Below are 17452 nucleotides of genomic sequence, written 5' to 3' on the forward strand. Positions count from 1 at the left end.
TTCCCTGAGATCGCGACTGAGACATGGCGCCCCGATGCCGGCGGCGCCTTCGGAGGTCGCATGCATCTGGCAAAGTTCTTCCACCGTCCACCCGGCGACGACGATCGCGAGCTGATGCTGATTCCGGGCGGCGATCCCATGGTGATCGGCGTTCGCATGAACCGGCAGGACGATCCGGAATCGGATCAGTATCTGCGCGAGGAATTTTCCGACATTGACGACGCCGTCTCAGCTTTCCGCCGCCATGTCGCCGAACTCGTCGCGTCCGGCTATGTCGAGACCAGCCATACCAACTACACGCTACGCGACCTCGGACCTGATCCGCAGGCCAAGCCGGATTGGCAGAAGGGGCTCGATGAGCTGATGATCCTCGCGTTCAGCACGCCGCTGGCCGAGCAGGCGAAGCAGATCGAAGCGCTCAGGGGCACGCCGGCCGAGCACGAGCCGCTCTATCTCTGGCTCGCCGCCGATCACGGCAAGGCCGCAGGCGAGGAGTTCGCGCAGACCCTGCGCTATGCCGAGCAGGCGCGCGATGCGATCAACGCGCGGCGGGCATCTCGGCAGGCCCATTATGCATGGTCCATCTCCGAGCAGGACCTCGAAGGAGAAATCCTGGAGTTGCTGAGCAGTCTCTATCTTCTCGCCAGCAATCCAGCCGCCTCGCTGGCGATCATCGAGCATTTGTGCCGGACCGCTCCGAGCCATGATCGCATTCGCCAGCGTGCCGAGCTTCTCTGCGGCTTCTTTCCCGAACGGAGGGAGGAGGCCTTCGACGATGCCTATCAATGGTCGCGCTTCGGCGGCTACGACGTCATCTTGCTGTTTCCCGAGTATGCGGAATATGCAGCACGGCGCAGGGAAGGGACATCTGCCAAGGGCTGGCGCTGGCGACCCGCTACGCCGGTCAGCGCCGCAGATATCAGCGCCGCCGAGCAGGCGCTTGGCGTCCGGCTCCCCGAGGACTATCGCAATTTCCTGCTGACCCGCGGCGAGACCGAGCTGCTGGTTCGCCTGCCTGAATCCTCCTCCGAGCTGCGGTTCTATGCGCCGGGCGAGCTCGCCACGCAGCTGCGCAATGTCCTCGACTTCATCGCCTATTCCGAGGATGAGCTCGAGGAGGCCTGCGCCTATTTCCGCAAGGAGTACGGTGTTTCATTGAAGCACCTGATTCCGATTGCCGAACCCTCGCAACTCAGCCGCTGCCTGCTGCTCCATCTCGAGCCTGGGGAGCGCTATGGCTGGTGCTTCCAATGGGATCATGACGGCGGGTGGGAATTGGAACAGCCGCAACCGAGTTTCGACGTTGCATTGAAGGCGCTGACAGACGGCATCGAGAGGCGTGATGCAACGCAGCTCGCGTTTTTCGATCTCTCTAGCGGGTGAGCTCGAGCAATCGCGTCAATGGAAGTACGTTCCCTCCCGCAAGGTGCGGGGCGCATTTGTACGGCCTGAGCGGGCGTCTCGAAGGATGGCCGCAGGAAGCCGCTTCCATATGCGATTGCCCTACTCCGCCACACGCGCCGACTTGTCACTTGCCTCCGACCATTCGCCGACGACACGATCGAGGTCGCACAGGTTCTGGTGCATCTGCTCCAAGGAGAAGCCGAGCGCGAAGAAGCGCTCGGCGGTGTCACCGGGCTGGCCGCGGATCAGGCCGTCCTGGCGGACGGAGGTGACCGCCTCGGCGTAGTGCTGGAGCGCGACGTGGACCGGATGGATCGCCGGCGCGCCGGCGCCCTCGCGCAGGGCCGCGGCGGCCGCGCGCAGGAAGCGCGCGATCACCGTCGAGACCTCCGTCAAGGGCGCAGCTAACCGCATCTGCACCTCGACCGGCAATGGCACCACCGTGGCGCGGCCGATCATCACGACGTCGTGGCGCAGCCGCAGCACGGTTCGCAGCAAGGGACCCGTGTCGGGCCCGCTCGACAGCCGCGCGGCGCGCTCGCGCTCGGCCTCGGCGCCAATGGCATTCATGCCGACCATGGCGGTGCCGATGCCGTCCTGGATCCGGTGCAGCGCATCGTTGTCGCGGCCGCGGGTCAGGCCGGCGAGCAGTTCGGTGAAGGCATCGGCGATCAGCTCGAGCAATTGTGCGGCCACGGCACGGATCTGCCGCACCGCGCGCGAAGGCAGCACCACGAACGAGACGAGCAATCCGGTGACCGCACCGACGCCAACCTCGCTGACACGGTCGATCGCCGAGGTCATGGGATCGGAGTGATGCATGGTCGGGACCAGCAGCACGATCACGGCCGTCACCGTCGCGGCGCTCAGACTCGGATTGATCGCGGCGATGAAGGCGAGCGGAGCGACCGAGAGCACCAGCAGGCCAAGCAGGCCCGCCTCACTCGAATAGGGGATCAGGATCGCGATGGCGCCGCCATAGATCGCGCCGCCGATGGTGCCGAGCACATAGTCACGCGTCGCCTTCAGCGAACGGCCGACGCTCATCTGGGTCACGATCAGCGAGGTCAGGACAGCCCAGAGCGGCAGCAAGAGATGCAACGCGGTGGCGATCGCATAGGCCGCGGTCGCGGCCACGGTGACCCGGATCGCCAGTCCCAGCTGCGTCCGCCGCGACCGGATCCGCTCGAACACCTTGCCTGAGAATGCCATTGTCGAATGTCCCGGTCCGATCCCCGTAGGGCCAAAGCATAGCTGATGCCCGCGGCCGCAAGGCCGCTTGAAAGGCCAAATCAGCCCGCCTAACTTGCGCGCCAAAACGAGGAAACACGATGGCCCACGAAACCGCAACGCTCGCCGCCTATGTCGTCAATCTGAAATACCAGGATATTCCGGCGGAGGTGCTGGATCGCGCCAAGGTGCTGACGCTGGACTTCCTCGGCAGCGCCATCCGGGCTAGGTCCGAAGCGGAATCCACCCCCTCGATCCTGAAGATGCTGGAAGCGCTCGCGCTCGACACCAAGGGCGAGTCCACCGTGTTCGGCGACACCAAGACCTGGACACCGGCGGTGGCGGCTCTCCTCAACGGCGCGCTCGGCCATTCCCTCGACTTCGACGACACCCACGCCGATTCCTCGCTGCATCCGAGCGCGCCGGTGGTTCCCGCCGCCTTCGCCGTCGGCGAGATGGTCGGCGCCTCGGGCCGCGACGTGCTGACCGCGATCGTGGCGGGCTATGAAGTCTGCTGCCGGCTCGGCAACGCGCTCGATCCGACCTCGCATTATGCGCGCGGCTTCCACCCGACCGCGACCGCGGGCACCTATGGCGCGGCCGCGGCGGCCGGCAAGCTGTTTGGTCTCTCCGAGCAGCAGATCATCTCCGCCTTCGGCGTCTCCGGCAGCCAGGCTGCGGGCTCGCTGCAATTTCTGGTCAACGGCGCCTGGAACAAGCGCTACCAGGTCGGCGCCGCCGCGATGAACGGCGTGATTGCCGCAACATTGGCGCGCAACGATTTCGTCGGCTCGACGGAATCGGTCGAGGGCAAGCATGGCCTGCTCGCCGGCTACACCGACGATGCACATCCGGACAAGGCGGTGGCCGAGCTCGGCAAGACCTACGAGACCATGAAGATCGGCGTGAAGCCGTATCCGAGCTGCCGCTACACGCATGCCGCGATCGACGCGCTGATCGCGATGCGGCGCGAGCACAATCTGACCCCCGACCAGGTCAAGCGCGTCGAGATCGGCCTGCATCGCAACGGCATTACGCTCACCGGCGATGCCGCGACCAAGCGCCACCCGCGCTCGATCGTCGGCGGCCAGTTCTCGATGTTCTTCACCGGCGCGCTCGCACTCGACCAGGGCTCATTCGGCTGGGACGACTATAACCGCCTTGGCGATGCCGCCATCGACGCGCTCGCCGACAAGTTCGACGTGGTGCAGGACGACCGCCTCGAGGTCGGCCGCACCCACCCGTTCGGCGCACGCGTCAGCATCACGACGGACGATGGCGTGCATGAGCGGGTCTATGCCGATCCCTCGGGCGAGCCAACGTCTTTCCCGGACACTAAGGCCATGCAGCAGAAGTTTCTGACCTTGGCGCGCCCGGTGCTGAACGCGCGGGCGGAGAAGTTCGCCGATGCGATCATGACGCTGGAGCGGTTCGATCGCGTGGCCAAGGCGACGGAGCTGGGGAGGTAGGAGCCGTCTCTTCGCCTCTCCCCGCTTGCGGGGAGAGGCCGGAATGCGCGCGACGCGCGGATTCCGGGTGAGGGGGACTCTCCACCAATCCGACTCTCACCTCCCTTGCGGAGACTCCCCCTCACCCCAACCCTCCCTCCGCAAGCGGGGAGAGGGGGAAGAGGTGGTGCGCGTCGCGGTCACCACATCGCGCACGAGATCGAACACGCCGTCCGCTTCCGGCGGCCAGTTCGGCGAGCGGCCCATCCGCACGATCACCAGCTTCTCCGACGGGATCACGATGGTGTACTGCCCGATCGTGCCCTTGGCGAAGAACGCATCGCGCGGCCAGCCATGCTCCACGCGGAAGTTGGCGCCAAAGCTCTCGCCCTGGTTGGTCCAGAAGCCCGCGCCGATGCCGACCCATCCGCCCGGTGTGGCCGTGGCCGAATAGTTCACCCAGCCCTCCGGCAAGATGCGCTTGCCGCCGGCGACGCCGTCATTGAGATAGAGCTGGCCGAAGCGCGCCCAGTCGCGCGCCGACGCCAGCATCTCGCTCGAGCCCTCGATGGTGCCTGAGCCGTCGAGCTGGAGGGTGACATGGCGCATGCCGAGCGGCGCGAACAATTCGCGGCGCGCGAAGCGCAGCGCATCTGCGGGATTGCCGCCAGCGGCATTGCGGATCAGATGCGAGAGGATGAGCATGTTGCCGTCGTGATAATTCCACGCCGTGCCAGGCGCGGTGGCAAGCGGCATGCTCGCGGCGTAAGTGGCCATGTCGTTCTCGACGAACTTCATGCGGTTGACAGGCTCGAAGGCGGAGCCGAGCGAAGCCTGCAACGAGCTGCCGAGCGCGAGGCCCGCCGTGTGGCGCAGCAGCTGATCGACGGTGATGGCATGGCGCGGATCATTGGGATTTTTCCAGGCGGCAACCGGTCCGGGTCCGTCGAGCTTCAGCTTGCCCTGGCGCACGAGAATGCCTGTCAGCGCCGAGATCACCGATTTGGTCATGGAGAAGCTGAGCAGCGGCGTCTCCGGCCCGATGCCGTCGGTATAGCGCTCGGCGATGATGCGGCCCGCCTTCATCACGACGACGGCGCGGGTGCGGCGGTAGGGCGGCTGCGCGGGCTCGGTGAAGGCGCGGTCGAGTGCGACGGCCAAGCCCTCGCTCTGCGGCGGCACGAGAGCGGGGCCGGCGATCTCCGGCAATAGCGCGGGCTGCCTCTCGTCCGGCGGTGGCGCCACGTCGGTGAGGCCAGTGCCGTGCTCGAGCGTGCAGCCGAGCCCCTCGCGATAGACGGCATGGCTGCGGCCGATGCCGAACAGCGTCACCGTGACGTCCTTGCGCGCGCGGTCGACCCGAAAATCCATCGCCCAGGTGATCAGGCCGGTCCCGGGCATCGCGTCGTTGGTCTCGGTGAAGTTGCGGAAGGGGTCGAGGCCGGAGACGAACGTCTCCGAGCACAGGATGTCGGCGACGAAGCCGGTCGCGACCTTCGGCACGTCGCGGGCCCGGGCGGCGCCGAGCGCGAGGCCGGCACAGGCGATGGTGGTGGTGAGGAGGACGATCTTGCGGCGGCGGGTCACGGGCTTTCTCTCCGGCTAAAGGGACGTGGCGGGAGGAAGCCGGAGCGGGCGGAGAAGCGCTCGCCGGATTTGGAAATGGGCTGGTTGAATATGGGCGGGGCTGGTCGATTTTGGAATAAGTCAATTATTTGAAAGCAATACGAAAATGCCACCGCGGCGGTGGTACGCTCCCTCGCCCCGTTCTTACGGGGAGAGGGTTGGGGTGAGGGGCCTCTCTCCACGAGCGGGATGGCAGTGAGACCTGTACCCCCTCACCCGGATCGCAAGAGCGATCCGACCTCTCCCCGCAAGCGGGGAGAGGTGAAGAACGCGTCACGCCGCATTCACCTTCAGCCGCCGGTATTCCGTCGGCGTCACGCCGGTGACCGCCTTGAAGGCGCGGTTGAAGGGGCCGAGCGACTGGAAGCCGGCGTCCATGGCGATGGTGATGACGGGAACCTCGGCCTGGGCGGGATCGGCGAGCGCGGCCTTGGCTTCCTCGATGCGGTGGTTGTTGAGGAACACATTGAAGTTGCGGTAGCCGAGGCGCTGGTTGATCAGCCGGCGCAGCCGGTATTCGGGAATCTTCAGCCGGCCCGCCAGCGCGCCGATTGTGATGTTCTCCTGGCGATAGATCCGCTCGTCCGCCATGAGCCGCATCAGGGCTTCGATGAGCTTTTGGTCGGCAGCGTCATCCGTGGCTTGCGGACTGAAAACAACCGCTGGCGCGGCCTCCACTGCGGCCGGGAACAGATCGGCACCGTCGACGTGCATCATCGCATAGGCAATCCCCGCAACGATGCAGGCGAGCACGCCGCTATTGATCGTGTTGGCGACATCGCCCGCGCTGCCGGCAACGAGGATCTGAAGCACCGCATTCACCCCGCCATAGAGCGCGGCGGCGCAAACGATGAAGACACGAACATTGCGGCGGCGTTCGACCAGATCCGCCGGCCACGACTTGATCATCTGCGCGACTGCCAGCGCGATGAAGCCGAGCACGATCAGATCGACCGCGATGATGGAGAAGCGCGCGTTGCCGCCGGGAGCGAACCAGAGGCATCCAACAAAGCTGAAGGCAGTAACCAGCGCCCAGACCAATCCGTGCCACCCGCGCAGGCGAAACTCATCGTCAAACAGCGCGCGCGTGAACAGCCAGAACACCACGATGTTGCCGGTCGACAGCGCGATCAGCGGGGCGTGCCACGCCGCAACCAGCGACGTAACGCCGACCGAATAGCTCGCCGCATGCGCGGCCGAGCCGAGTGCGAAGGCCGCGCCGAGGCGTCCTGCCAGCACATTGCGGAAATCGGAGACCAATGACGCCGCCAGCACCAGCAGCAGCGCGACGCTGGCGGCGCGAAAGGCGAGTTCAAGGTTGGTCAGCAGCATCCGGTCGGTCCGCTTCGTCAGCGCCGCGAACTTAGGTCAGATCGGAGATCGATTCAATTTCGCCGCCATGAAGCCCGCGACGTGATCCAGGCGTCGGCGGGCTTGCCGAACAGATCGATCTGCCGATCCTTCCGTGCACCCAGGCTGCGGGCCACAGCTTGCGATGGTGCATTTTCACTGTCGATACAGTGCATGATCTCGTCGATCTCAAAACTGTCGAACGACCAGTCGATCGATGCGCGGGCCGCTTCCACCGCGTAACCCTTGCCGCGAAATTCCCGGGCAATGCCCCAGCCGACCTCGAAGGCAGGCCAGCCCGGCGGGCACCAGGGACCAACGCGCCCGACATATTTGCCGCTCGACTTCTCCTCGACCGCGAACATGCCAAAGCCGTAGAGCGCCCAATGCCCGGACATCACCGCGGCATTGCGCCAACCGCCGATCTCGGTGGTCACAGGCTTGCCGTCCGGCGCGATGAAGCGCGCCGTGCCGGGATCGGTCAGCATCATCGCGTTCGGCGCGATATCGCTGGCGCGCCACGGCCGCAGGATCAGGCGTTCCGTCTCTATTCTGGGACCTGTGGCCTGAAGCAGAACAGCACCAGGCTTGAGCGGCGGAATCATCTGTCTCCTCCCGTTCCCATCATTGTTCTGCTACGATCATACCAGCAAAGAACAGGAGTCCACCATGAGCTGGCAACCCTCGAACGATCCCGTGCTCGGCGATCCCATGTCCTGCGACGCGCTCGATCTCGTCATCGTACCGCGCACGCGCGATCTCGGCGACGGATTTGAAGTGCGGCGCGCGCTGCCGCACGGCAAGCGGCAAATGGTCGGGCCCTTCATCTTCTTCGATCATTTCGGCCCGGTGCAGTTCGTCTCCGGCAAGGGCATGGACGTGCGGCCGCATCCGCATATCGGGCTTGCCACCGTCACCTATCTGTTCGACGGCGCGATCATGCACCGCGACAGCGAGGGCAACGTCCAGGAGATCTCGCCGGGCGCGATGAACCTGATGACGGCCGGGCGCGGCATCGCCCATTCCGAGCGTACGCCAGATGCACAGCGCGCCTCGGGCCAAAAGATGCTGGGCCTGCAAAGCTGGATCGCGCTGCCGGCCGGATCGGAGGAGATCGAACCCTCGTTCCAGCATTACGCCGCCGGCGATCTGCCGATGATCTCCGAGCGCGATTTCACCGCGCGGGTGATCGCGGGCTCCGCCTTCGGCATCACCTCGCCTGTTACGATGGTGTCGCCCTGGTTCTATACCGAGGTCACGGCGGTGGCGGGCGCGACCGTTCCGCTCGACCCCGATCATGAGGAGCGCGCGATCTATATCGTCGACGGCGAGGTCGAGATCGCCAACGAGCGCTATGAGGGGCCGCGGCTGCTGATCTTCCGCCCCGGCGACCGCATCACCGTGAAGGCGCTCAAGGCGACGCGGATGATGTTTCTCGGCGGCGACGCATTGGAAGGCCCGCGCCACATCTGGTGGAATTTCGTCTCCTCCAGCAAGGAACGGATCGAGCAGGCCAAGCAGGACTGGAAAACCGGCCGCTTCGCCGGGGTTCCGCAGGAACATGAGTTCATTCCGCTGCCGGAATAGGCTAATCCGGTTTCCGGCCTCGCCATCAGGCGCGGCCGGATGTCCCGTGCGAAAGCTTTGCCGATGACCACCATGCTCTCCAGCAACCTGCCGCTGCCCAAGATCGGCCGCGGCAAGGTGCGCGATATCTACGCCGTCGACGACGACCGCCTGCTGCTCGTCACCACCGACCGCATCAGCGCCTTCGACGTCGTGATGGGCGAGACCATCCCGATGAAGGGCGCGGTGCTGACGCAGATCAGCGCGTTCTGGTTTGGCAAGCTCGAAGGCGTGGTGCCGCATCACATGATCAGCGCCGACACCGACGAGATCATCGCCGCCGTGCCGGCGCTGAAACCGCATCGCGCCGATATCCTCGGCCGCGCCATGCTGTCGCGCCGCACCACCGTGTTTCCGATTGAATGTGTGATCCGCGGCTATCTCTCCGGCTCAGCCTGGAAGGAATATGCGGCCAGCGGCACGCTCGCCGGCGAGAAGCTGAAGGCCGGTCTCGTCGAGAGCGAGAAGCTGGAGCCTTCGATCTTCAGCCCGGCGACCAAGGCCGAAAGCGGCCATGACGAGAACATCACGATCGCGAAGATGCGCGCGGTCGTCGGCGACGAGGTCGCCTACACGCTCGAGAGCATGACGCGCGCGATCTACACGCTCGGCGAGGAGCTCGCGCGCGAGCAGGGCATCATCATTGCGGACACCAAATTCGAGTTCGGCCGCGACAAGGACGGCCGCATCATCCTGATCGACGAGGTGATGACGCCGGATTCCTCGCGGTTCTGGGCGGTCGATGCCTACAAGCCCGGCCAGCCGCAGGCGAGCTTCGACAAGCAGCCCTTGCGCGACTATCTCGATGTTGAGCGCCGCGCCGGCCGCTGGAACGGCGACGCCCCGCCACCGCCGCTGCCGGCAAGCGTCGTGGATGCGACCAGCAAGCGGTATCTGGAAGCGTATCGGCGGGTGACGGGGAAAGACCTGAAGATTTAGGCCGGGCTGCTGCTTTCTCCGCTGTCGTCCGTGCGAAAGCAGGGACCCATACCGCGTGATCCTTCGATTGCAGTCGGTCGCGGTATCACCAAGAGTCTTCGTCACACTGCTCCCCGGGGGTATGGGTCCCGGATCGGCGCTCCGCTCCAGACAACGCTACGCGTTGTCGGAAGCTGTGCTTGTCCGGGACGACACTGAGTTTGTGGCGCGGGCTTCGTCTCCATCCTGATGCGTGACCTGCCATTCACATGCCGTGGACCCACATCCGCATCGAGCCGCGCGAAACTGTCGGATACTTCATAGTTACAAGAATCCTGTTGCGCTAAGCCCGTACTCGTCTACGTCTCAAAACGGAATGTCTTCAAGGGCGAGCGGCAGGGCGTGACCGATCCAGCAATTACCTTCACTCCGGCTCCGCGGCTCGAGCCGGCTCTCAAGCGTGCGCTGAATGATATATTGGGTGGCAGTGCCGCCAGCGTCCTGACTGTCACCTTCGGGCTGTCCTATTCGCTGCTGATCTTCGCCGGCCCGCTCTCGCCCTATCTGTCCTACGGCATCGCGGCGACCTTCATCAGCTCCGCCGTGCTGGCCGCCATCGTGGCGCTCGGCAGCTCCCTGTCCTTCGCCATTGCCGCCCCCGACAGCTCGACCGCCGCGGTGACGGGCATTCTGGCGGCCTCGCTGGTCGAACGGGTGGTGGCGGCCAATCCGGCCGCGCCGTTGCTCTCGCCCGTCCTGATCACGCTCGGTCTGTCGACGGTGCTGACTGGCGTCGTGCTGTGCGGACTGGGCCTGACGCGGATGGGCCGCGCCATTCGCTACGTGCCCTATCCCGTGGTCGGCGGCTTCCTCGGCGCGACCGGACTGCTCATCGTGATGGGCGCGATCCGGGTCATCACCGATCACCCCGTGCAGTTCGCGACCTTGACGCGCCTTGCCAACGGCATCGCGCTGTCGGAACTCGGTGCCGCCTGCGCCATGGCGCTGGTGCTGTACCTGACCTGGCATCGCTCGCGCAGCCCGTTCGGACTGCCGATCATCCTGGTCGGCGGCGTGCTCACCGCGCATCTGGCGTTCTGGATCACGGGCGTCTCGCTCAATGAGGCCCGCGCGCTGGGCTGGACCTTCCAGCCGCCGCCGCAGGCGGCCTTCATGGTGCCCTGGCACGTCGATGGCCTGATCCACTATCCCTGGTTCGCCGTGCCGGACCTGCTCGGCAATCTCGTCGCCGTGATCTTCGTGACCGCGTCGAGCACGCTGTTCAACACGACGGGAATCGAGGTGGCCGTGCATCGCGAGGCCAATCTCGAGCGCGAGCTCAACGTCACCGGCACCGCCAACATGCTGACCGGCGTGCTCGGCGGCTATGCCGGCTGCATCTCGGTCAGCCGCTCGGTGCTCAACTTCTCGAGCGGCGGCCGCGGGCGGCTGTCCGGCCTCACGGTCGCGGCGATGTCGCTGCTGATGCTCGCGATCGCGCCCGATCTGCTCGGCTTCATCCCGAAATTCGTGCTCGGCGGCTTGCTGCTCTATCTCGGCGCCGACCAGCTGCACAAATGGATCATCGAATCGCGCAAACGGCTGTCGAAGCTGGAATATCTCTCGCTGATCGCCATCATCGCGATCATCGTGGTCTGGGGTTTCGTCCCCGGTATTTTGATCGGCATCATCATCGGCTGCGCGACCTTTGCGTTCAGCGCCGCAAGGGTGGAATCGATCAAGTACAGTTTCGACGGCTCGGAGTATCGCTCCTCGCTCGACCGCTCGCGCGACGACCAGGAGGTGCTGCAGGCCCATGGCGGCAAGATCCAGGGCCTGAACCTGCAGAGCTATCTCTTCTTCGGCTCGGCCAACCGGCTGTACCAGCACGTCAAGCGGCTGCTCCAGGAGCGCCCGGAGTGCCGCTATCTGCTGTTCGACTTCAAACTCGTCACCGGCGTCGACTCCTCCGCCGCCTACAGCTTTGCCCAGATCAAGCGCAGCGCCGCCGAGCTCGGCGTCGAGCTGATCCTGGTGCATCTGTCGGCCGCTGCCGAGAAGGTGCTGCGCTCCAGCGATTTCATCGGCGAAGGCGTCACCATCATTCCCGAGCTCGATCACGCGCTGGAATGGTGCGAGAACGAGATCATCGCGCAGCATCAGGGGCTGGCGCAGGAAGAGGCCAGCCTGCGCGACTGGTTCGCGGGGATTCTCGACAGCGAGGACGATGCTGACGCGCTGATCCACCGCTGCCAGCGTATCGAGGTCAGCGCGGGCGAGGTCATCGTGCAGGCCGGCGATCCCGCCGATTCCATGCATTTCATCCTCGACGGCCGCGTCGGCATCATGGTGCCTGCCGAGGACGACCGCACCACGCGCGTGCGCAGCTTGGGGCGCTACACCACGATCGGTGAAATGGGCCTCGTCTCGCACGCTCCGCGCAGCGCGACCATCCAGGCCGAAGTCGACAGCGTACTCTACGTGCTGAACACGCACCAGTTCGACGCGATCAAGGAGGAGGATCCCGCGCTCAGCCACAAGCTGCTGACCTATTTCGTGTCGGTGATGGCGGAGCGACTGACGTTCGCGAACCGGACGATTGCGGTGCTGCGGCGGTGAGGGCCTGCGCTGGCAAGCCCCCTGTAATGGCGCAAACGCACGAGCAGGAGGCGGCTTTCGAGCCGCCTCCTGCGGGTTAGGCCCTGCCATCATCGCGTATTTCGATCTCGACATATAAACATGCGCCTCGCTGAAGCCCCCCTCGATCAGCATCCGGCGCGTTGCCGCATCTCGCTCGTTCCAGATCGCGATGTCGTTCTGGACGGGATGGTCACCAGTTCACTCATTTCGCTTCCTTCCTCTTTGCACCCATGCCCACCAGTTGCGACAAGGTGTCGTGGACCATCGTGTCCAGACTGCTTGCAGTGACCCCCAGCAATTTCTCGGTGTCGCCGGCATCGAGCAGGAGCGGCTTCTCGAACAGATAGGACATCTCGATCCCCTCGTCGAAGCCGATGCTTTCCAGGTCGGCCGAGGTGAGCCGTGACAGATTCGGGACGTCAATCTTCAGCGCGGCCGCGAATCGGTGCACCAGTTCGCGCACCGACGCGGATTGCGAAGGCACGTGAAAGGCGCGCCCCCATTGTCCGGTGAAGCGCGACGCGGCAACCAGCGTCTTCGCGGTGTCCTTGGTGAAGGACCAGGCATGCGCCGCATCCGGATCGCCGAGGAAGGCCACAGGCCCGCTCTTGAGGAGAGACGGCAACGCCAGCAGCGAAAAATACGCGACCGCACCGTCGCCGAGATAGTCGCTGGCGCGAATCTCGAGCGCAGGAACGCTCGATCGCAGGGCGCGCTGCCACATGATGTGCCGGGTCGTGCCCTTTCGACTGGTCGGGTCCGGATCCAGGTCCGGCGTGAGAGGGCTCGCGGCCCGCGCGCCATAGCCATAGACATTTCCGACCACGAGCAGCCGGGAGCCAACCTGCTCGGCTGCCTTGACCGTTCCATCCATGATCGGAAAGAAGTCGGTCGGCCATCGATGATAGGCCGCCATGGCGCACATGAAGATCGCGTCGGCGCCCTTGCTCAGGGCCGCCAGCTGCGCGGCGTCAGTGGCATCCGACGAAACCGTTCGTACAGCTCCGGCACTGAGCGATCCGGCATTCCTGCTGGTCAGGATGACGCTGTGCCCTTCCTCCGCCAGAAGGCGCGCGGTTTCGCGCCCGACCGGGCCAGCTCCGACAATCACGTAATGACTCACTTTGCTTCCTCATGTGTCACGAAACGACAGATGAGTTCTTTGACGCTCCTGCCGTTGAAAATCGCGCACGATGCGCCAAATACCGGACACGTTCTGCCAAGACCTTGGAGCCCGAAGAGCCGGCCATGCGTGCGAGATCGAGTTCTGCGCCAACATCGACCGGCAGCACCGCCGCGGCCACGCGCACCGAGCCGAATTCCGTGGCGCTGGAGCCGATCGGCGATCACCGGATCATCATCCACCTCAGCCCTGCGACGCGCTCACTTTGCCTCGAGACCGGAGACAGGTTTCTGCGTCAGGCCGGCGATATCGATGTGATTCCGTCCGGCGCCATCGGCGGCTTCGTCGCGGAAACGCCCTACAAATCGCTTCAGATCCGGCTCGCGCCGCGCATGCTCGATCATGCGGCATCCCGGAGCGGACAATTGGCGTCCGCCCGACTCGCACATCATCATATGCTGCGGAATGACCGCATCATTCTGCTCGGACAGGCGCTCGAAAGCGACGTGAAAGCGGGCTCGCCGAGCGGTCCGCTGTTTGCCGAAAATGTTGGGATGGCCCTGGCGGTGGAGCTGCTCAGCCTGACGAATGATCCGCCGGCGCAGGCGGCGCGCCTGTCGAACGAGCAGCTCCAGAGGGTTTTGGCCTATATCGATGCCAATCTCGACCGGCCGCTCACGATCGACATTCTCTGCCGCGAGGCCGGTGTCAGCAGCTCACATCTGCGGACCTGGTTCAAGGCGGCCATGGACGTCACGATCCATCGCTACATCCTGAGACGGCGGGTGGAGCATGCACGCCTGCTCCTCCTCCAGGGCGATCGCAAGCTCAGCGACATCGCCCTGGAGGCGGGCTTTTCCCATCAATCTCATCTGGCCAAATGGATGCGCCGCGAACTCGGATACAGTCCGAGTCAACTGCGTCGAAGCCGGAATTGATCGAGCGAGGGCTTTAGACCCCCGCCATCATCACATATTTGAACTCGACATATTCTTCCATGCCGTGACGCGAGCCTTTGCGCGCATACCCTCTCGGCTCAGATGAGCTCCGCGGACCAGGGTTCATGACGGATTTCGAACGACTGTCCCTTCTTCGACAGCCGCGCGAACCCGGGGAAATTGAGGTGCATTCCGGCGACGAGCTCTCCGGTCGCGGAGACTCTTTCCAGCATTTTCTTTCGGGTTTCTGCGGCCGCCTGCGGATCGGCGTCGAACGCGATCGTCACGTCGGGCCTGGGCACCTGAATATCCGGATAGTGAACGATGTCGCCCCAGATCAGCAGGGACGCATCGCCGCCATCGATCCGGTAGCCGCTATGTCCGGGGGTGTGGCCGGGGAGATGTTCGATCACGATGCCGGGCGCGACTTGCCCTGCACTGACCGTCCGACGCCGCGCGCCATAGGCCTCGAATACACTTCGGGCGGCCTGAAAGAACGGCTTCATCGCGTCCGGGGCCTGATTGAGATTCGCATCATCCGACCAGAAGGCGAATTCGGCGTCGTGCATCACGATCTCGGCGTTTGGAAACTGGGGCGCCGACGGCAAGGCCCCGACGAGACCTCCGACATGATCCGGATGGGCATGGGTCAACAGGATCTGGTCGATCGCGAGCGGGTTCACATTGGCCGTGGCAAGCGAGGCATGCAAACGCCCTCCCCAACCGTGGATGCCGCCGCCGCCGCCATCGACCAATATGGTCCGGCTTTTTCCCTCGATCAGATAGGCGCTGACGGTCATCGCGGATGACGGATGACGTCCCGTCGCCACCGTCATGCTCATCGCCTCGTCAGGTCCTATTCCGGACAAGAGATCGAACGGCACGCTGACGACGCCGTCGACGATCGCAGTGACGATGTAGTCGCCGATTTTCCGTCGGTTCAGGCCGGCGGCCTGCCAGTTGTTCGTGTTCGTCATTCCATCATCCCTAACTGTGTTGCGGGTCTCAGACCGTGACGACGATCTTTCCGATCTGCTCATTCGACTCCAGGAAGCGCGTTGCCTCCTGGATCTGATCGAACTCGAAACTTCGGGAGATCACCGGCTTCAGCGTCCCGGATGAAAGGCCTTCCGAGATGTATCTCTTCGCGCGCGCCAGCACGTCGTCGTCATCGACGACCTCGTTGTAGAGATAGCCCTTGATTGTGAGGCTCTTTCCGAGCACGGCAAATTGGGGGAACGCGCCCATATCCGGGCTCAAGGCGCCGTACTCGATCAAGATCCCACGATGAGACATCGCATGCGCCAACTGCTCGATGGCGGGACCACCGATCGGATCGAATACGACGCGCGCTCCCTTGCCGCTCGTGATCTCCATCACCCGCGAGACGAGATCCTCTTCGGCGGTTGCGATGACGTGATGGGCACCTGCATCCAGCAGCGCCTTACGCTTCGCGCTGCTCCGCGTCGTCGCGATGATCGTCGCTCCCACCGCGCGCGCGATCTGAAACGCCGCAGTCCCGACGCTGCTGGATGCCGCCGTGACGATGACGTAGTCGTCCGCCTTCAGATTCGCTTGCTCGATCAGCGCACCCCAGGCGGTGACATATTTCATCCACGATGCGGCGGCCTGCGCAAAGGTGAGGTTTTTCGGATGCACCACCAGATTGCGGGCCGGAATATTGATGACTTCGCTGTACGTGCCCCATCGCGCCATGTCTTCGGTCGGAATGACGCTCACCGACTGGCCCGGACGGAAATCACTCACCGACGCGCCGACCGCTTTGACGATACCCGCCGCCTCATAGCCCAGCCGGCTGGGAAACTGCGCCTGCTGCACGTAAGCGTTGCGCCGGAACATGACCTCGGCCCGATTGAGCCCGATCGCGCGCACCACGATCTGGACTTCATCGACTTCGGGAGCCGCGACCTCGATGTCCTCGATCTTGAGAACGTCGGCGTCACCATATTCGTGAAAGCGAACAACGCGGGCCATCTCCTGCCTTTCCGGATTTCGTCTCGGCCAATTGCCGGACCCGGAGATAGCTCCGCCCTTTGTTCGTCGGAAGCGGTGAAATTTGAACTTTATTGTTATGATATTTTATAACAATCTGGGTGCGGTTGAGATCGCGCCCGATGGAGAAGACGCATGGACTTTCTGCAGCAATTGAAAGTCTTCGTGGCCGTTGCGGAGAACAGGAGTTTTACGCGGGCGGCCGAGGCCCTTCGCGCGACCCGTCCCACCGTGACGAACGCCGTGAGCGAACTGGAAAAGTCGATCGGCGCAAGACTGCTGCATCGAACGACGCGCCAGACCTCCCTGACGAGTGAAGGGCGATTGTTCTATGATCGCTCGGTCGCAATCCTCAACGAGGTCGGGGAAGCGCGTAACCTGTTTGGCGGCGCCGGCGACGCGCCAAAGGGACGCCTGCGGGTCGATATCCCCGTTGCGATCGCCAAACCACTGATCATCCCAAATCTTCCGGACTTCCAGGCAAAATACCCTGACATCGATCTCATCCTCGGTGTCAGCGATCAGCCGGTCGATCTGATCGCAGAAGGTATCGATTGCGTGCTGAGGATCGGCGACCTGCCGGTCAGCAGCCTCGTCGGGCGCGTTCTCGCCAAGATGGCCATGTTGATCTGCGCGTCACCTGTTTACCTCGACAGGTTCGGCACTCCGGAAAGTGTCGAGGACCTCAGGGGTCATCGCGCAGTCAATTATTTTTCGGGCCGGGGCCATGTCGCCATCCCCTGGCGTCTTCCGCGGGGGACCGGCGAGCGCGAGCTTCGCCTGGAAACCGGCATCCTCGTGAACGACACGGAGGCTTTCCTTGCGTGCGCTCTCGCCGGCATGGGGCTGATCCAGGTGCCCGGCTGCGTCGTCAAGGAATATCTGAACAACGGAATGCTCGTGCGGGTCCTGCCGAAGTTGCGGCCCGTCCATCGCCCGCTATCGATCATGTTTCCGGCACGCGAGCATTTGGCTCCACAAGTGCGGGTGTTCATCGATTGGGCGAAGAGCCTCGTCGCAGACGTGGACAGTCCCTGGATCAGCTCGCCCTGAGCTGCAACGCTGATGACGCTCGTGATGCCCGGGCCTGTCCCGATAAGTCGTGGATGGCCGGGTCAAGCCCGGCCATGACGGTT

14 protein-coding genes are annotated in these 17452 nt (G+C 64.4%); 7 read left to right on the forward strand and 7 right to left on the reverse strand.

Going from position 1 to position 17452, the window contains the following annotated elements; translation table 11 throughout:
• The first annotated feature begins 60 nt into the window (after positions 1-60).
• The gene (locus WN72_RS00060) at positions 61-1383 is read left to right on the forward strand and encodes an SMI1/KNR4 family protein (RefSeq protein WP_092211825.1); all 1323 of its coding nucleotides are present in this window, start codon (positions 61-63) and stop codon (positions 1381-1383) included.
• A gap of 120 nt (positions 1384-1503) precedes the next feature.
• Here WN72_RS00060 and WN72_RS00065 read toward each other — a convergent pair whose 3' ends face one another.
• Positions 1504-2616: an FUSC family protein gene (locus tag WN72_RS00065; RefSeq protein WP_092211823.1), complete on the reverse strand. Its 1113-nt coding sequence runs from the start codon at positions 2614-2616 to the stop codon at positions 1504-1506.
• 119 nt (positions 2617-2735) lie between these two features.
• Here WN72_RS00065 and WN72_RS00070 point away from each other — a divergent pair, with 119 nt between their 5' ends.
• Positions 2736-4103, forward strand: coding sequence for an MmgE/PrpD family protein (locus WN72_RS00070; RefSeq protein ID WP_092211821.1), 1368 nt, complete (start codon positions 2736-2738; stop codon positions 4101-4103).
• A gap of 96 nt (positions 4104-4199) precedes the next feature.
• Here WN72_RS00070 and WN72_RS00075 read toward each other — a convergent pair whose 3' ends face one another.
• The 3 genes from WN72_RS00075 to WN72_RS00085 form a co-directional block, all read right to left on the reverse strand.
• Positions 4200-5669 (reverse strand): serine hydrolase domain-containing protein, encoded by a 1470-nt coding sequence (locus WN72_RS00075; protein WP_092211820.1) that lies wholly within the window; start codon positions 5667-5669, stop codon positions 4200-4202.
• Between the two features lie 312 nt (positions 5670-5981).
• The gene (locus tag WN72_RS00080) at positions 5982-7040 is read right to left on the reverse strand and encodes an AraC family transcriptional regulator (protein ID WP_092211818.1); all 1059 of its coding nucleotides are present in this window, start codon (positions 7038-7040) and stop codon (positions 5982-5984) included.
• Positions 7041-7093: 53 nt separating this feature from the next.
• A complete protein-coding gene (locus tag WN72_RS00085) occupies positions 7094-7663 on the reverse strand; it encodes a GNAT family N-acetyltransferase (RefSeq protein WP_027563948.1) in 570 nt (189 codons plus the stop codon).
• A 64-nt stretch (positions 7664-7727) separates the two neighbouring features.
• On the opposite strand from WN72_RS00085, the gene WN72_RS00090 reads away from it, so the two are divergent.
• The 3 genes from WN72_RS00090 (at position 7728) to WN72_RS00100 (ending at position 12221) form a co-directional block, all read left to right on the forward strand.
• Positions 7728-8645, forward strand: a complete 918-nt coding sequence (locus tag WN72_RS00090; RefSeq protein WP_027563947.1) for a pirin family protein — start codon at positions 7728-7730, stop codon at positions 8643-8645.
• Positions 8646-8708: 63 nt separating this feature from the next.
• Positions 8709-9623 (forward strand): phosphoribosylaminoimidazolesuccinocarboxamide synthase, encoded by a 915-nt coding sequence (locus tag WN72_RS00095; RefSeq protein WP_092211817.1) that lies wholly within the window; start codon positions 8709-8711, stop codon positions 9621-9623.
• A 381-nt stretch (positions 9624-10004) separates the two neighbouring features.
• Positions 10005-12221, forward strand: coding sequence for a SulP family inorganic anion transporter (locus WN72_RS00100; RefSeq protein ID WP_092211816.1), 2217 nt, complete (start codon positions 10005-10007; stop codon positions 12219-12221).
• A gap of 223 nt (positions 12222-12444) precedes the next feature.
• On the opposite strand, the gene WN72_RS00105 is transcribed toward WN72_RS00100, so the two are convergent.
• Entirely contained in the window at positions 12445-13365 is a 921-nt protein-coding gene (locus WN72_RS00105) for an NAD(P)H-binding protein (protein ID WP_092211814.1), read from the reverse strand.
• An 11-nt stretch (positions 13366-13376) separates the two neighbouring features.
• Between WN72_RS00105 and WN72_RS00110 the strand changes: the two genes are divergently transcribed.
• Positions 13377-14303 carry a helix-turn-helix transcriptional regulator gene (locus tag WN72_RS00110; RefSeq protein WP_092211812.1) on the forward strand — a complete coding sequence of 309 codons (927 nt, stop codon included), beginning with the start codon at positions 13377-13379 and terminating at the stop codon, positions 14301-14303.
• Positions 14304-14401: 98 nt separating this feature from the next.
• Here the strand turns inward: WN72_RS00110 and WN72_RS00115 are convergent, their stop codons facing one another.
• A complete protein-coding gene (locus tag WN72_RS00115) occupies positions 14402-15139 on the reverse strand; it encodes an MBL fold metallo-hydrolase (RefSeq protein ID WP_244553640.1) in 738 nt (245 codons plus the stop codon).
• A gap of 169 nt (positions 15140-15308) precedes the next feature.
• Positions 15309-16298, reverse strand: coding sequence for a zinc-dependent alcohol dehydrogenase family protein (locus WN72_RS00120; protein WP_092211807.1), 990 nt, complete (start codon positions 16296-16298; stop codon positions 15309-15311).
• Between the two features lie 153 nt (positions 16299-16451).
• Here WN72_RS00120 and WN72_RS00125 point away from each other — a divergent pair, with 153 nt between their 5' ends.
• The gene (locus WN72_RS00125) at positions 16452-17369 is read left to right on the forward strand and encodes a LysR family transcriptional regulator (protein ID WP_092211805.1); all 918 of its coding nucleotides are present in this window, start codon (positions 16452-16454) and stop codon (positions 17367-17369) included.
• Positions 17370-17452: the final 83 nt, after the last annotated feature.

The sequence above is a fragment of the Bradyrhizobium arachidis genome (genome assembly GCF_015291705.1).
GTDB classification, from domain to species: Bacteria; Pseudomonadota; Alphaproteobacteria; order Rhizobiales; family Xanthobacteraceae; genus Bradyrhizobium; species Bradyrhizobium arachidis.

Excerpts from the sequence above, each read along its gene's own strand:
- WN72_RS00120 (WP_092211807.1), bottom strand. The coding sequence starts at position 16,298 with ATGGCCCGCGTTGTTCGCTTTCACGAATATGGTGACGCCGACGTTCTC.
- WN72_RS00095 (WP_092211817.1), top strand. The coding sequence starts at position 8,709 with ATGACCACCATGCTCTCCAGCAACCTGCCGCTGCCCAAGATCGGCCGC.
- WN72_RS00080 (WP_092211818.1), bottom strand. The coding sequence starts at position 7,040 with ATGCTGCTGACCAACCTTGAACTCGCCTTTCGCGCCGCCAGCGTCGCG.
- WN72_RS00070 (WP_092211821.1), top strand. The coding sequence starts at position 2,736 with ATGGCCCACGAAACCGCAACGCTCGCCGCCTATGTCGTCAATCTGAAA.
- WN72_RS00060 (WP_092211825.1), top strand. The coding sequence starts at position 61 with ATGCATCTGGCAAAGTTCTTCCACCGTCCACCCGGCGACGACGATCGC.
- WN72_RS00090 (WP_027563947.1), top strand. The coding sequence starts at position 7,728 with ATGAGCTGGCAACCCTCGAACGATCCCGTGCTCGGCGATCCCATGTCC.
- WN72_RS00085 (WP_027563948.1), bottom strand. The coding sequence starts at position 7,663 with ATGATTCCGCCGCTCAAGCCTGGTGCTGTTCTGCTTCAGGCCACAGGT.
- WN72_RS00115 (WP_244553640.1), bottom strand. The coding sequence starts at position 15,139 with ATGACGGTGGCGACGGGACGTCATCCGTCATCCGCGATGACCGTCAGC.
- WN72_RS00110 (WP_092211812.1), top strand. The coding sequence starts at position 13,377 with ATGTGTCACGAAACGACAGATGAGTTCTTTGACGCTCCTGCCGTTGAA.
- WN72_RS00125 (WP_092211805.1), top strand. The coding sequence starts at position 16,452 with ATGGACTTTCTGCAGCAATTGAAAGTCTTCGTGGCCGTTGCGGAGAAC.
- WN72_RS00065 (WP_092211823.1), bottom strand. The coding sequence starts at position 2,616 with ATGGCATTCTCAGGCAAGGTGTTCGAGCGGATCCGGTCGCGGCGGACG.